The following is a 15,180-nucleotide window of genomic DNA, read 5'->3' on the forward strand; positions in this document are numbered from 1 at the left end:
ATATTAGTAAAGCTGTACGATGAACACGAAACGACGATAACCTGATTTCATTACTTTAGACAGTGTTTTTATTCGCAATTGAGCGAGTAATTTTAGGCGTATCGATAAACAGATTTAATAGGTAAAAGTAAGCAATGAATGTAGTGATTATTGGCGCAAGTGGTTATAGCGGCGCAGAGCTAGCAAGTTTAGTTGCTAAGCACCCAAAACTGACCCTACAAGCATGTTATGTGTCTGAAGGGAGTTTAGATAAAGGTAAATTATTAAGCGATTTATACCCTGAGCACCTTGGATTGTTAGAGTACCCACTACAACCTCTAACTTCTGAAGCGTACAAAGATATCGAAAGCAATGCTGACTATGTATGCCTGTGTACAGATCACAAGGTCAGTGTTGATCTTGCGCCGCAATTTTTAGCCATGGGTAAAAAAGTATTCGACCTATCTGGTGGTTTCCGTTTAGCTGGGAATGAGGATTACCTGACTTATTACGGTTTCGCACATGAACACCCTGATCTTTTAGAGCAAGCAGCATATGGTTTAGCTGAATGGAATGGCGATGCGATTAGTAAAGCGAACCTTGTAGCTGTAGCGGGTTGTTACCCTACAGCAGCACTTAATTCTTTAAAACCACTTAAAGAAGCAGGGCTATTAGCTGATCAAGCCATTATTGTTAATGCAGTGTCAGGTGTTACAGGCGCTGGCAGAAAAGCCAGTGTTAACACGCATTTTTGCGAAGTGTCACTTGCTCCTTATGGCTTGTTTAACCACAGACACACACCTGAGATTGAGCAGCACCTTGGTCACCCTGTGCTATTCACGCCACATTTGGGTAACTTCCCCCGTGGAATTTTAGAAACTATTTATGTGCAATTAAAACCAGGCGTAACTGCAGAGCAAGTGAATGCGGCTTATCAAGTATTAGCTAACGAGCCGTTAATTCGTTTACTTGGCAATAAAATTCCAAGCATTAAAGGCGTGGCTAAGCAACCATTTGTTGATATTGCATGGCAACAAAAAGGTGAGCAACTCATCGTTATGTCAGCGATTGATAACCTTCTAAAAGGTGCAGCTGGGCAAGCATTACAGTGCATTAATTTAGCCATGGGTGAACCTCACCATACTGGCTTAGTAGGAGCGCTGTAATGAAAACTTGGATCATTAAAGTCGGTGGTGCTGTGTTAAATAGCGCAGATGCCGCAAAAGCGCTTTTTGATGTTTTAGCCTCTGAGCAACAAGATAACTTTGTGATTGTTCATGGTGGTGGAGCCTTGGTTGATGCTTGGCTTAAAGACGCCGGATTTGTAACTGCAAAACATCAAGGCTTACGTATTAGCCCAAATGAGCAAATGCCATATATTGTTGGTGCTCTTGCCGGTTGTGCCAATAAACAATTGATGAGCCAAGCAATCAGCGCTGGCCACAAACCTGTGGGTTTAAGCCTTTATGAAGCGGGTGTACTGGTATCTGAAAAACTTAAAGTATTGGCGCAAGTAGGTCAGTGCTCAGGTAGTTGTGACAGCGTGCTACCTAGCATGCTTGAACAAGGTCGTTTACCCCTAGTGAGCTCTATTGGCTTTGGAGAAGATGGCCAATGGTACAACGTCAATGCAGATGAAGCTGCAGCGGCTATCGCTAAAGAGCTTAATGCAGAACTTATTTTTATGACAGACGTAGAAGCTGTGCTTGATGCCAATAAGCAGCCTCTACATCAACTTGATACGCAGCAAATCGAAACACTTATCCTTGAAGGAGTCATTCAGGGCGGGATGGAGGTCAAAGTAAAGACCAGCCTTCTTGCTGCCCAACATTTACGACGTGGTGTGTATATCTCAAGCTGGCTGAAGCCAGAGAACTTAGTCGCTTTATTAAAAGGCGAACATGTAGGAACGAAAATTACACCATAGGTATTTCATGTTAAAGAATTTCTTAAATGGTCTTGAGTTAGACCAAAAAGGCGCACTTAAATTACTAAACTTAGCGCAAAAAATTAAAGCAAACCCAACAGACTTCAGCCAAGCATTAGCGGGCAAATCAGTGGTTACATTGTTTGAAAAGCCAAGTTTACGTACTCGTTTATCATTTGATATTGGTATTAATAAACTGGGTGGTCACGCAGTTTATTTAGATTCACAAAATGGTGCCATGGGCGCTCGTGAATCGGTTAAAGACTTTGCTCTTAATATCTCAACTTGGGCTGATGGCATTGTTGCTCGCGTGAATGCACACAAAACACTAACCACGCTTGCTGAATATTCATCGGTGCCAGTTGTTAATAGCTTATGTGACTTATATCACCCGTGCCAAGCGCTTGCTGACTTTTTAACGCTGCAAGAAGTGCATGGCGATGTTAGCAAACTAAAGCTTGCTTACTTAGGTGAAGGTAACAACGTTACACACTCTCTAATGTTATTAGCCGCTACTTTAGGCACTGATTTTGTTGCAGTTTGTCCTAAAGGTAGCTCGCCAGATTCGCAAATTCTTAAGCAAGCAGAGCAAATTGCAGCAATGAATGGTGCCTCTGTCATGGTGAGTGACAGAATTGAGGCGGCAGTTGGCGCAAATGCAGTCTATGCTGATACCTGGGTTTCAATGGGTGATAAAACACCGCTTGAGCAGGTTAAAGCTAAATATATGCCTTATCAGCTTAACCAAGCCCTACTAGAGAAAACCGGTGCGCAAACTGTACTGCATTGTCAGCCAGCGCATCGTGAGTTTGAAATTACCTCTGAGGTAATGGATGGCCCAGCATCAAAAATTATTCAACAAGCAGAGAATCGTATGCACGCGCAAAATGCTCTACTTGTCACATTATTAAATCCAAATTTTGTTTAAGGAACACCAATGAGTTCAATTAAAAAAGTCGTACTAGCCTATTCTGGTGGTCTTGATACATCGGCAATCGTGCCATGGTTAAAAGAAAACTACGGCTGTGAAGTAATCGCGTTTGTTGCTGATGTTGGCCAAGGTGCAGAAGAGCTTGAAGGCGTTGAAGAAAAAGCCATTGCTTCAGGTGCATCGGAATGTCATATCGTTGACTTAAAAGACGAAATGGTCAGTGACTATATTTACCCAACTTTAAAAACGGGTTCTATTTACGAAGGCACTTATTTACTAGGTACGTCTATGGCGCGTCCAATCATTGCTAAAGCGCAGGTTGAAATTGCCCGTAAAGTAGGTGCTGATGCGCTTTCGCATGGTTGTACTGGTAAAGGTAACGATCAGGTGCGTTTTGAGTCATGTTTCGCAGCCCTTGCACCAGATCTAAAAGTGATTGCACCATGGCGTGAGTGGGACTTATCAAGCCGTGAATCATTACTTGATTACTTAGCTGAGCGTAATATCCCGTGTTCTGCATCAGCAACAAAAATTTATAGCCGTGATGCGAATGCTTGGCACATTTCTCACGAAGGTGGTGAGCTTGAAGATCCATGGTGCCAACCTAGTGATCAAGTATGGACTTGGACTAACTCGCCAGAGCAAGCACCCAATGAAGCAGAATATGTAACATTAAACGTTGTTGAAGGTGAAGTGGTTGCTGTAAATGGTGAATCACTTAAACCATATGACTGCCTAGTTAAATTAAATGACATTGCTGCGCCGCATGGTGTAGGTCGTGTTGATATCGTAGAAAACCGTTTAGTGGGTATGAAGTCGCGTGGCTGTTATGAAACACCAGGGGGCACTGTGATCATGGCTGCTCTTCAAGCTATTGACGAGTTAGTGCTAGATAAATCAAGCCGTAAATGGAAAGAAGTACTTGGTGGCGAGTTCTCTCACTTAGTCTATGACGGTCGTTGGTTTACGCCATTAAAAGACTCGATTCTAGCTGGTGCTGAATCACTGTCTAAGTTAGCAACGGGTGAAGTAGTGCTTAAGCTTTATAAAGGCCAAGTCACTGCGGTACAGAAAAAATCACCAAATAGCTTATACAGCGAAGACTTTGCAACCTTCGGTGAAGATGATGTATATGACCAATCACATGCAGAAGGATTCATTCGTTTATTCTCGCTATCTAGCAGAATCTCAGCACTAACGAAAAAGTAATTTAATTATTGCCCTGCAATAGCAGGGCAATAGCCGAATTTGGAGACAGTTCAATGGCACTATGGGGCGGACGTTTTTCTACGGGTCCAGATGAAGCGTTTAAACAATTCAACGATTCACTTCCTTTTGATTATCAACTTGCAGAGCAAGATATTATTGGTTCAGTTGCTTGGGCGGGGGCGTTAAAACAAGTAAACGTTCTAAACCAGCAAGAATACGATGACTTAGTTGCAGCACTTAATAAGCTGTTAGATGAGGTTAAAGCGAACCCACAAGCAGTGGCTGTAGCAGGGCATGAAGATATTCATTCTTATGTTGAATCAGCACTGATTGATAAAGTGGGTGACCTTGCTAAAAAGTTACACACTGGTCGTAGTCGTAATGACCAAGTAGCAACAGATTTCCGATTATGGTGTCGTGATACTGCTGAGCATATTCTTGAAGCAATCGCAGAGCTTAAAGGTGAGTTTATTGCCTTAGCTGAGCGTGAACTAGGTACTATTTTACCGGGTTACACGCACTTACAGCGCGCACAACCTGTGTTATTTAGTCATTGGTGTATGGCCTATGTTGAAATGCTTGAACGTGATGAAAGCCGTTTAAGTGATGCCAAAAACCGTATGAATTATTGCCCACTTGGTAGCGGTGCATTGGCAGGAACTGCGTACCCGATTGATAGGCAAACTCTTGCCGAAGGGTTAGGTTTTACCGGTGCCACACGCAATAGCCTTGATGCCGTATCTGACCGTGATTTTGTGGTTGAGCTATTAAGCTGTGCATCGATCTCGATGATCCACTTATCACGCATGGCCGAAGATTTAATTTTCTATAATTCGGGTGAAGCGGGCTTTATTGAGCTCTCTGATGGGGTAACATCAGGCTCTTCACTAATGCCGCAAAAGAAAAACCCAGACGCACTAGAGTTAATTCGTGGTAAAACTGGCCGCGTTTTTGGCGCATTCAGTGCCATGATGATGACACTTAAAGCGCTACCACTTGCTTACAATAAAGATATGCAAGAGGACAAAGAGGGCTTATTTGATGCGATGCCAACTTGGCTGGCATGTATTCATATGGCGCAAGCGTGTATCAAAGGCATTAAAGTTAATGCAGATAAAACATTAGCAGCTGCAAAAGGAGGTCACTCAAATGCGACTGAACTTGCTGACTATTTAGTGGCAAAAGGTATTCCATTTAGAGAAGGTCACCACATTGTTGGTACGCTCGTGCAAATGGCTATTGCACAAGGGAATAACTTAGAAGATTTAAGTTTAGAGCAATTTAAGTCAGTGCATAGCATTTTCGAATCAGATGTATATCCTGTATTAGAAATAGATGCCTGTATTAAAGCAAGACAAGCGCAGGGTGGTACCTCTCTTGAGCAAGTAACAAGTGCCATCAAATACGCAAAAAAAAACAGCAAATAGCGGTACGTGACGCAACCTTAAATGATGTTGAGTCCATCGCTAAGCTTATTCAGCATTGGGCTACGGTAGGTGAAAACCTACCACGCGCTAAGAGCGACATGATTCACTCAATTAATGAGTTTGCTGTCACAGAAGTTGAAAACCAAGTTGCTGGCTGTGCCTCGCTGTATATTTACGACACTGGCCTTGCTGAAATTCGCTCGCTCGGGGTAGACCCCGAATCACGAATTGCCGGGCAGGGGCGTCAACTTGTTGAACATTTGCTAAAAAAAGCCAAAAGCTTGGCGCTTAGTCGGGTAATTGTCCTGACAAGAGTGCCAGAGTTTTTTGCAAGCCAAGGTTTCAGCTTTTGTAGCAAAGACAGTTTGCCAGAAAAAGTGATCAAAGATTGTGAGCTTTGCCTTCGCAAAGAGAACTGCGATGAAGTGGCAATGGAATATATTTTAAAGCCAAGTAATAGCGCGGTGATCCCGTGTAAACACGTGGCTTAAATTCCCTGGATGAGAAAAACGCACGGTTACCCCTGTGCGTTTTTTTATGCCTGAAATTTAGATTTGCTGACTTTTATGATCAAAAAGATCAAAATTTATAAAAGTTGGATCGTTAATTGCTTTTATTATCAGCGCGGTGGCAACGTCGCGATGAAGTATAAAAAAGCGTCAAAAATATGAGAACGCTTAACTCAGCTTACAAGCTATTGTAAGCTGTACTGAAAAAACAATTAACTTAAAGGAATTAACTTATGCAAATTTCAAACAATAGCCAATTGCAAATGCAAGCATACAGCCAAATGCAACAAACAAAGCCTGCTTTGGAACAAACTACTAGTAATAAAACCCTGCAATCTGATACAGTAACTTTATCAAGTGAAGCGCTGGCTTTATCTGGTGGTGCTGAGATCCAACGCGGTGGTATCATTGTATTAGATCCGGATAAACGCCCAAATTAATTACACTATGAGTAAAAGATGTATTTAACAGAACATTTTGGTTTATCTCTTCCTGCAATGGTTGTATGGGGATTAATGATGGCATTTTTCTTTAATGCCTTTCTCTGGATTGCAAATGCTAAAAGAAATAATGTTCTGTTAATGCTATCGCTCGTGGTTTTTGCATCTTACTTTACAAGTGATCATTTATTCTCTTGGTTCGATAATTCAAGTGTTTACCTAAGTTGGGCTATCTATGATGTAATTACCTTAGCTGTAATTTTTAGTTGTACCTACTTCATTAAGGGTGTTAAGTCACCAGCATTTACCTATGTAATTTTTGTACTTTGCTCAAATACGATTCTTCAATTATTGATGTATTATGACTTACATATTACTGGTAATGTTAACCCTTGGTTTCTATGGGATTTTTACTCTTTCACTGTCTACTTACTCGATTTTACTATGATCATCGCACTCATAGTTGATAGAGATATCTTGGGTCTAAATACCTTAAAGAATCGTTTTTTACGTACAAGTAAGTCAAAACACCTTCAAAAGCAGTTATAGAATTTAAAGATGTATATAGATGCTTTTTTGGGGGACTTATTAGGGGCCTTCATAGAGTGGGGCTTTTTGATGGCCTTCTTATTTAACTTAGCTATTAATATCAATAAAACAGATAGTCGAGTTCTTGTTATATCTTTTATTATGATGATTTCATACTTCATCAGTGGCTTCGTTAAGCTTTCTATCTATAGCTATTTGAATTGGTTGTATTTTGACTTATTAACGATTTTTGTAATCTTGGCTTGGATGTATTTTGCTAAAGTAGTTAACTTTTGTGGAACAACATATATCCTCTTCGGGCTCACTCTCAATTCCATTCTAATGTTATCGATATACATCGATATTTTTATATACGAAAACAAGTCAGAGTGGTTTCTTTGGACGTTGTACTCATTTGGCGTAAATACTGTAGATGTCTCGATGATTCTCGTATTACTAGTTAATAAAGATTTTCTATATCTTCACAAAGCATACACAAGAATGTTTGAAAAATTTTCAAACATTAATTCAATGAATGAACGACACTTACTTAAAAATAAATAAGGCTGTGTTCTACCTACTTCTCTTCAAATCTAAGGTCTTCAAATGTTAGCTCTCATACAACAAAATTTCGGCTTTTATGTTGCCACCTTAGTTATGTGGGGATTTTTAATGGCATTTCTTTTTAATTTAGTGAAAAAGTCTGCGGCAGCAAAAAGTGACACAACACTTATGCTCATGTCCCTTGCGCTATTTTTATCATATTTACTGGCAGATCCTTTATTGAGCTTAACTCTAGGCTTTGAGATATTCGCGACAAGTGACGGGTATTTAGTTTGGGCTCTATTTGATTTTTTAACTGTACTTGTAATTTTCTTCATTAGTAAGAATAGAACCTTGCAAGAAGTACCTGCAAAACTTTATGTGTTCACTGGGTTATCGACAAACATGGCAATTTTTTTAGTTATGTATGTAGACATTCAATACTCTGAACCTTACGTGTATTGGTGGTTTTGGGACTTCTATACAGTTACTGTCAACTTAATTGATATCATGATGCTCATCGCACTTTTCAGTAATAAAGACTTTTTAGGGCTTGTGAAGCTTTATAGGCGAATTCGAGGTCAAGCTGAACCAACTTGACCTCAATTAGTTAAAAGCGGTATTCCCAACTGGTTCTAAGTGCTGTTTTTGTTTCTGACTCATCACCAATTTCATCCTTTGAAATAAGCCCTGTCACTTTCCACAGGCCGTTAAACACAGATTGCTGATAACCGAGTTCTAACTGCAGCTGACTCATATCTGACGCGAGCTCAGCGTGTGTGGTTTCGCTTTCAATCCAACGAAGCTTAGCATGGCCACCATAACCGTTTAGAGTGTGGTAATAGGCGCCAAGGATAGCCGATTTACTTTGTAGCGGTGTTGAACTGCCAATTAAGCGCGAGCGTTGTGTATAGCTACCAGAGCCATATACGCAATCGCTAATTTGCTCACAAGTTTGCTCTGTATTTGAATATTCAAAGTAACTTTTTAGTAGGCTCTCTTTCGAGCCAAAATAGCTTTCAACACCCAACGTATAAAATGGCTCGCTTGGTGCTAAGCCACTTTCATTTCGACCCATTACTTCAGCATAAAATGCCACTGGTTGAGCTGCTAAAGTGGTTGAGTACTTAACATCTAAACTCGTTAAACGGTGTGTTGATTCATTGCTTTCGAGTGTAACAGGGTCAATTTCTAGGTTAGTTAAATAATCAGAGCCTGCACTGTTAATTGCTATTTCAAGGCCTGTTAATGGGGTACTTGCAAATCGGAGCGCCCAAAAGTCACCGTCATCTGAGTTATTTAGATATGGCTTTTGTTTGGCGTAAATACCCGTTAACTGCCAGTTACCGATAAATGATAACCAACTTGGGCCGACATATTGTGTATTTGCTCTGGTAAAGCGCACGCCTTTCATTGGCGCCGCATTATTTGATAGTAGTAGGGCGTTATCGTTACTTGGCCCCCACCTATGGCTTACTTGCTCCGCACTAAGTGACCAATTACCCAGGAGTACGGCTAAATAGCTATCTTGGTAAGTAACATGCTGCTTATCAAGGGCGTCATCGGCGTAATTTACACTGACTTTAGCGCTAACACGCTTCCCTGTGATTGAACCATAACTATTTATACCGCTTTCTTGCTGGTGGCGTTTACCAAACCCTTGCTGAGCGAGAGGTTCGCTGTTGTAGTTTAGGCGAATACCTGAGCTGCTTTTTTGTTTAGCATTATCAAGGGCATGCTTAATATGCTGGTAGGCAAATAAGCTTTGCTCATCTAGTTGGCTTGTATTGGCAACGTCTAGGTCGCGTGCGATACCTTGCCACATTAATGGGTAGCTATTAATAGGCTGTTTAATAATGCCTTGGTTAAATAGCATTTCGATTGAAGCGCGAAGTAACGGGTCGTCACTTTCTATCCATGGCCCAGCAACACTTGGTGCAGAGATCATTAGTAATGCAGTTAAGCTAATGAACTTTTTTAATTTCATCCGTGAATTTTATCCTGTAAGGCTTTAGCTACAATAGGGTCAACAAACTCGCTCACATCGCCATTGTGGCGTGCGACTTCTTTGACGAGAGTCGATGAAATAAATGAATTTTTTTCTGCCGGTGTTAAAAATACACTTTCTAGATCTGGATTCAGGCGACGATTCATGTTCGCTAACTGAAATTCATAGTCGAAGTCAGACACCGCACGAATACCACGAATAAGCACTTCGGCTTTATGGTCCCGAGCTAAATCAGCTAATAAGCCTGAAAAACCAATTACACTCACATTATCAAGATGCGCCAAAATTTTATTAGCAAGCTCAACGCGCTCATCAAGAGTAAAGCAGGGTTGCTTACTTGGGTTATGCGCAATGGCAACAATTACTTTATCGAACATTTTTGCCGCGCGATGAATTAAGTCTGTATGGCCATTTGTAAGTGGGTCGAAAGTGCCCGGATAGATTGCAGTAACGTTCATAACTATCAGCGATTTATAAATTTGCCTGCTATATTAACAGTGTTTTCTCGACTATGCAGCTTAGAAAATACGCGTATCGGATTAGGAGCATTCACCTATATAAGGTACTAAGCCGATTGAGGTTAATATTTTTCAAGGTAGTATTTAATTGTCGCGCATTTGTTTATACTGCTCGGCTGGGGACCGTAATAATCATAAAAAAACAGAGTAATTAGGCTATGAGCACAAAGGACAAGATCATACACACCAGCATCGAGTTATTTAATCGCCACGGTGAGCGTGCCATAACAACCAATCATATCGCTTCGCATATGGGGATAAGCCCAGGTAACTTGTATTATCACTTTAAAAATAAAGAAGATATTATTCGTCACATATTTGCTTTGTATAGCGACCACTTACACACACACTTTAAGCCTTTGACGCCTGATGATGATGCGCTAGAGAATCTAGCCGGTTATCTAGATTCACTGTTTGAATTAATGTGGCGTTTTCAGTTTTTCTACGACAACTTAGGCGATATTTTATCTCGTGATGAAGAGCTGAAAAAAGGCTACATTGCGTTTCAAGCTGAGCTTTTAGAGCAAGTCAAAGATGTGCTGTTTGCATTACGTGAAGGTGGTGTTATTTGCATTGAAGACGAAGATGTTACAGAACTTGCGCATATGCTTAAAATGACCGTGAGCTTTTGGACGCCTTACATCAAAGCTCGTCGCTTAAGTGGTGAACTTGCCAGAGCTGATATTTATAACGGTATTTTAAAAGTATTACTGCTTTTAAAAGCTCATTGCACTGAGCAACACCTAGAGCAAGTTAACCAATTAAGAGCTAAGTATTTAGCCCTTGCTGAAACAGAGCAAAGCGAACAATAATCCCGCAAAGCAGTTTATTTCCTAGACGCTATAATTTTTGTTATAATCGCGCGCCCTTGAGGTTGCTATACCTCAGGGCGTGTGAAATCCACAGTCTAAGAGTGAACTATGCTTAAATTTATCGTCAAATTACACCCTGAAATCGCGATCAAGAGTAAATCTGTTCGTAAGCGTTTTACCAAGTTATTAGAAAATAACATTAAGATCGTTTTGCGTCGTGTTGACGAAAAAGTTCAGGTAAGAAACAACTGGGACAATATCTCTGTTGTTAGCTTGCTAGAATCTGAGCAAGTTCGCTTAGATATTATCGATGGCTTAAAACGCATTCCAGGTATCGTACAGTTTATTGAAGTAACAGAAACAGACTTCGACTCAATCGACGATATTTACCAAAAAGCACTTGAACTAATCGGCCATACGATTGCGGGCAAAACCTTCTGTGTGCGTTGTAAACGTTCTGGTAAGCATGATTTCACATCGAGCGATGTAGAGCGCTACGTAGGTGGTGGTTTAAACCAGCATGTTGAAGGTGCGCGCGTTAAATTATCTCACCCTGAAGTGACTGTTCGCTTAGAAGTACGTGATGATAAAGCATACATTGTTACTCAAACTCACTTAGGTATGGCGGGCTTCCCGCTGCCAACACAAGAAGATGTATTGTCGCTTATGTCGGGTGGTTTTGACTCTGGTGTTGCAAGCTACCAAATGATCCGTAAAGGTGCACGTACTCACTTCTTGTTCTTTAACTTAGGTGGTGCTGCGCACGAAATCGGTGTTAAGCAGGCGAGTTATTATATCTGGAAACAGTTCAGCTCTACTCATAAAGTGAAGTTTGTTACTGTTGATTTTGAACCTGTTGTAGCAGAAATCTTAGAGAACGTTGAAAACAGCCAAATGGGTGTTGTGCTTAAGCGAATGATGATGCGTGCCGGTAGCCAAGTTGCAGAAAAACTAGGTGTACAAGCACTAGTAACTGGCGAAAGTATTGGTCAGGTATCAAGCCAAACATTGGCTAATTTGAGTGTGATTGACCGTGTGACGGAAACTTTAATCATTCGCCCGTTAATCCAACACGACAAGCAAGATATAATCAATATTGCGCGTCAAATCGGCACGGCTGAGATGGCAGAAAGCATGCCTGAATACTGTGGTGTGATTTCTAAAAAGCCAACAGTTAAAGCTAAAATAAAAACGATTCTTGCTGAAGAAGCTAAGTTTGACTTCGACGTGCTAAATACAGTTGTTGAAAATGCGCGTGTGATGGATATTCGTGATATCGACACCGAAGCAAAAGAAGAAGTGAAAGAAGCTGAGTCTGTATCTGATTTACCAAAAGGAGCGGTTGTTGTTGATATTCGCTCACCTGATGAAGAAGATGCAAACCCACTAGAGCTTGAAGGTATTGAAGTTGTGCATTTACCTTTCTTCCGCTTAGCGACTAAATTTGGTGACTTACCAAAAGATAAAGAATATTACTTATACTGCGCTAAAGGTGTGATGAGTCAGCTTCAAGCGCTGATCTTGCACGAAGAAGGCTTTAGCAACGTAAAAGTGTATCGCCCGTAAGAGATACTGATAAAAGCGCGACATGTTCGCGCTTTTTTAATGTCTGAAATAATTACGAGAAACGAGAAACGAGAAACGAGAAACGAGAAACGAGAAGCTAGTAACTTTACTCTTTCTCCTTTCCCCTTGTAGCTTAACTTTTTACTCTTTCCCCTAGTAACTAGCAGCTAATTAACTTTTTATTTTTATCATGCTCAGCATGGCCTGATTATAGGGAGTTTTTACCCCTAACTTAGCGCCTTGCTCGCACACATAACCACAAATTGCATCAATTTCAGATTCTCGATTATGGCTGATGTCTTGCTGCATAGAAGAAAAGTTTTCAGCGGTGGCTGTCATCACAGAATAGGCTTGATCCAGCGCCTCGCTGAGTTTTACTTTAACCCCTTGTTTATTGGCGACTAGGCACGCTTCATTAAGTAAATTAATAATGCGCGTGCTAAATTGCGGTGCACGTAGCTGGCCATTTTTTACGTTATGAATCGCTGTTAACGGGTTAATAGCAATATTCACTAACAGTTTTTGCCATCGTAATGAGTGAATATCATCGCTCACATAAAAGTGTGGTAAGTAACTAAACTGCTGCTTAAGCTCACCGAGATTTTTGCTTGCAGCTGCATTACATGCACCTAACACACTTTCGCCATTACCTGTATGGCTCACACTATAAGGCGTTGTTTTAAAACCAGCTAAACGCGTTGTTAAAAACGCTAACCCTTGCGTTTTTAAAAGCAGAGCATTCAGTTCATCAACATTCCCCATGCCATTGTGAGAAAGAACTATTTGGCATGTTTTACTGAGGTAAGGTTTTACTTGTCCAAAGGCAGTTTGCACCTGAAATGCTTTTACTGTTATTAACACCAAGTCAAAGGGGGCGGATTGACTTAGCTCTTTGTGATTAATGATACGGGCTTTGATAGGGTGTGATTTACCATTACTCGCTTGATAAAAACGCGTGGTCAGGGTCGGCTTACGGGTCAGTAATGTAATGTCATGTTGCGCAGATAAAAAATGACTAAACAACAAGCCAATCGCACCGTCGCCAACAATTAAAATGTTAGCCATTACGTTGTTTACTACCTAAATGAAAACCAAGTTTAATGATAAAGTAGCTAACTGCACCGATAAAATCAGCGACAAAATCCCCAACCGAAGCTTGACGGTAAGGCAGCATATCTTGCATAAACTCTATGGCTGCACCATATCCGGCTAACAGTAAAATTTGCACCATAAGTGGCAATTTAAAGGCTTTGTCCATCACCATGGCCAGTACAAAGAAAATACCAAAATGCGCCACTTTATCAACGTGTGGAAATAGGTTGCTCACCCCTTTAATTTCTTTGGCAAATAAAATTGTAAAGCCAATAATGCTGGCTAAAAAGATAACTTGGTAAACACGCCTTGTCACAATAAACCCTAAAAAATGCCGAAATTGAATGGCCAGTATATCAAACAATTTTTGCATCGCACCTGAACAAGCCGGATAAAAATAGAAAGAATCGACAAATAAGCGTTATAATTGCCAACCATAAATGAATTTAAAAAAGACTATGTTAGGAGAACCCCATGCCTTCATTTGATATTGTTTCTGAAGTAGAAATGAACGAAGCGCAGAATGCAGTAGATAATGCAAAGCGTGAACTAGAGACGCGTTTTGATTTTCGTGGTGTTGATGCATCAATCGAACTAAGTGACAAGGTAATCAAGTTAAAAGCAGAAGCACCACAACAAGTTATGCAACTTTTTGACATTCTTGCTGCGAAAATTTCAAAGCGTGGCTTAGATGTATCTAGCCTTGAGCTTAAAGATGAGTCGCGTAGCGGTAAATACGTAATGCGTGACGTTGCTCTCAAGCAAGGTATCGAAAAAGACGTAGCGAAGAAAATCGTTAAGTTAATCAAAGATTCAAAGATCAAAGTACAAGCTGCCATTCAAGGTGAAGAATTACGTGTAACTGGTAAAAAGCGTGATGATTTACAAGAAGCAATGCAAGTTGTTCGTACTGCTGATTTAGGTCAACCATTCCAGTTCAAAAACTTCCGCGATTAATACTCTATGTTTTTAGCTTTAAGCTGTAAGTTTTAAGCTATAAGCCTACAAGTTTCTGAACTTTACAAGGAGCGTATTTTGAGACAAATATTAGGTTACAGAGAAAAAGATATCTTCTAGCTATTTTCAGCTAGAGGATATTTATGTCAGTAAAAAACAAAGCAATAGATCGTAATAAACACGGTAAAATAAACAGAAAATACACCGGCCCACACAGTACTTATTTTTACCAACAAACACCAAGTTGGTGGGTGAAAATGACGATGACCAAGCCAAGAAGACGTTTAAATAAAGCTCTTTGTAAGCTTGTGCTGAATGGTGCTGACCCAGAAGGAATTGTTTTTCCGTTAGGAAACTCGAAACCTCATGAGTATTTCTGGTAATCATTGTTTTAAAAAGCCAATCAGCCATGCTGATTGGCTTTTTTACTTTCGGCTTACAGGTTAAAGCTTAAAATTTCATTTTAGCAGTATAGCCGTCCATTGACTTTCTTCCCCAAAATCATCACAATAACGGCCTATTTTCGAGGTGCTTGCTGTATCTTCAGATACGTTTTATTTCAAAGGGTGAAATAGTCGCAAGATAATCGGGAAGTCGGTGCGTTTTCAGGGAGAAAACAATGCCAACACTGCCCCCGCAACGGTAATGTATATGCCATGCATTTACAGAGTCCGGAGACCGGCCTTGAAGTAACTTACTATTCGCGTGTGCGGTGGGCACAGGCTAGGGGATAT

15 protein-coding genes, 1 pseudogene and 1 riboswitch are annotated in these 15,180 nt (G+C 40.6%); of the genes and pseudogenes, 12 read left to right on the forward strand and 4 right to left on the reverse strand.

What is annotated here, in order from left to right; translation table 11 throughout:
- The first annotated feature begins 134 nt into the window (after positions 1 to 134).
- The 8 genes and pseudogenes from argC to L1D51_RS02430 all read left to right on the forward strand — a co-directional run bounded on the left by argC (position 135) and on the right by L1D51_RS02430 (position 8,093).
- Complete coding sequence (gene argC / locus L1D51_RS02395) at positions 135 to 1,145, forward strand: N-acetyl-gamma-glutamyl-phosphate reductase (protein ID WP_054560943.1); 1,011 nt, start codon at positions 135 to 137, stop codon at positions 1,143 to 1,145.
- Positions 1,145 to 1,906, forward strand: a complete 762-nt coding sequence (gene argB / locus L1D51_RS02400; RefSeq protein WP_239962459.1) for an acetylglutamate kinase — start codon at positions 1,145 to 1,147, stop codon at positions 1,904 to 1,906. Before argC ends, argB begins: the two co-directional genes overlap by 1 nt.
- 7 nt (positions 1,907 to 1,913) lie before the next feature.
- Positions 1,914 to 2,834, forward strand: a complete 921-nt coding sequence (locus L1D51_RS02405) for an ornithine carbamoyltransferase (protein WP_054560941.1) — start codon at positions 1,914 to 1,916, stop codon at positions 2,832 to 2,834.
- A gap of 9 nt (positions 2,835 to 2,843) precedes the next feature.
- Positions 2,844 to 4,046, forward strand: coding sequence for an argininosuccinate synthase (locus L1D51_RS02410; protein ID WP_054551091.1), 1,203 nt, complete (start codon positions 2,844 to 2,846; stop codon positions 4,044 to 4,046).
- Positions 4,047 to 4,099: 53 nt separating this feature from the next.
- A pseudogene (gene argH, locus L1D51_RS02415) lies at positions 4,100 to 5,964 on the forward strand (argininosuccinate lyase).
- A gap of 251 nt (positions 5,965 to 6,215) precedes the next feature.
- Complete coding sequence (locus L1D51_RS02420) at positions 6,216 to 6,422, forward strand: hypothetical protein (protein ID WP_239962461.1); 207 nt, start codon at positions 6,216 to 6,218, stop codon at positions 6,420 to 6,422.
- 18 nt (positions 6,423 to 6,440) lie between these two features.
- Positions 6,441 to 6,971 carry a hypothetical protein gene (locus L1D51_RS02425; protein WP_138599670.1) on the forward strand — a complete coding sequence of 177 codons (531 nt, stop codon included), beginning with the start codon at positions 6,441 to 6,443 and terminating at the stop codon, positions 6,969 to 6,971.
- Between the two features lie 651 nt (positions 6,972 to 7,622).
- Positions 7,623 to 8,093 carry a hypothetical protein gene (locus L1D51_RS02430; RefSeq protein ID WP_239962463.1) on the forward strand — a complete coding sequence of 157 codons (471 nt, stop codon included), beginning with the start codon at positions 7,623 to 7,625 and terminating at the stop codon, positions 8,091 to 8,093.
- A 10-nt stretch (positions 8,094 to 8,103) separates the two neighbouring features.
- Here L1D51_RS02430 and L1D51_RS02435 read toward each other — a convergent pair whose 3' ends face one another.
- Both L1D51_RS02435 and coaD read right to left on the reverse strand, forming a co-directional pair.
- Positions 8,104 to 9,480 carry a capsule assembly Wzi family protein gene (locus L1D51_RS02435; protein ID WP_239962465.1) on the reverse strand — a complete coding sequence of 459 codons (1,377 nt, stop codon included), beginning with the start codon at positions 9,478 to 9,480 and terminating at the stop codon, positions 8,104 to 8,106.
- Positions 9,477 to 9,959, reverse strand: coding sequence for a pantetheine-phosphate adenylyltransferase (gene coaD / locus L1D51_RS02440; protein WP_054551099.1), 483 nt, complete (start codon positions 9,957 to 9,959; stop codon positions 9,477 to 9,479). The genes L1D51_RS02435 and coaD overlap by 4 nt, the downstream gene beginning before the upstream one ends.
- Positions 9,960 to 10,177: 218 nt before the next feature.
- Between coaD and L1D51_RS02445 the strand changes: the two genes are divergently transcribed.
- Both L1D51_RS02445 and thiI read left to right on the forward strand, forming a co-directional pair.
- Positions 10,178 to 10,831 (forward strand): TetR/AcrR family transcriptional regulator, encoded by a 654-nt coding sequence (locus L1D51_RS02445; protein WP_054560933.1) that lies wholly within the window; start codon positions 10,178 to 10,180, stop codon positions 10,829 to 10,831.
- 108 nt (positions 10,832 to 10,939) lie between these two features.
- Positions 10,940 to 12,397, forward strand: a complete 1,458-nt coding sequence (gene thiI, locus L1D51_RS02450; protein ID WP_239962473.1) for a tRNA uracil 4-sulfurtransferase ThiI — start codon at positions 10,940 to 10,942, stop codon at positions 12,395 to 12,397.
- A gap of 171 nt (positions 12,398 to 12,568) precedes the next feature.
- Here thiI and L1D51_RS02455 read toward each other — a convergent pair whose 3' ends face one another.
- Together L1D51_RS02455 and L1D51_RS02460 are read right to left on the reverse strand one after the other, a co-directional pair.
- Positions 12,569 to 13,462, reverse strand: coding sequence for a ketopantoate reductase family protein (locus L1D51_RS02455; protein ID WP_239962475.1), 894 nt, complete (start codon positions 13,460 to 13,462; stop codon positions 12,569 to 12,571).
- Positions 13,455 to 13,805 (reverse strand): VanZ family protein, encoded by a 351-nt coding sequence (locus L1D51_RS02460; protein WP_055021578.1) that lies wholly within the window; start codon positions 13,803 to 13,805, stop codon positions 13,455 to 13,457. Before L1D51_RS02460 ends, L1D51_RS02455 begins: the two co-directional genes overlap by 8 nt.
- Before the next feature lie 158 nt (positions 13,806 to 13,963).
- Here L1D51_RS02460 and L1D51_RS02465 point away from each other — a divergent pair, with 158 nt between their 5' ends.
- Positions 13,964 to 14,446 (forward strand): YajQ family cyclic di-GMP-binding protein, encoded by a 483-nt coding sequence (locus L1D51_RS02465; RefSeq protein ID WP_054551104.1) that lies wholly within the window; start codon positions 13,964 to 13,966, stop codon positions 14,444 to 14,446.
- 143 nt (positions 14,447 to 14,589) lie between these two features.
- Positions 14,590 to 14,829, forward strand: coding sequence for a hypothetical protein (locus L1D51_RS02470; protein ID WP_054551105.1), 240 nt, complete (start codon positions 14,590 to 14,592; stop codon positions 14,827 to 14,829).
- 162 nt (positions 14,830 to 14,991) lie between these two features.
- Positions 14,992 to 15,147: riboswitch (cobalamin riboswitch) on the forward strand.
- Positions 15,148 to 15,180: the final 33 nt, after the last annotated feature.

This window comes from Pseudoalteromonas shioyasakiensis, assembly GCF_022398475.1.
Taxonomy (GTDB): domain Bacteria; phylum Pseudomonadota; class Gammaproteobacteria; order Enterobacterales; family Alteromonadaceae; genus Pseudoalteromonas.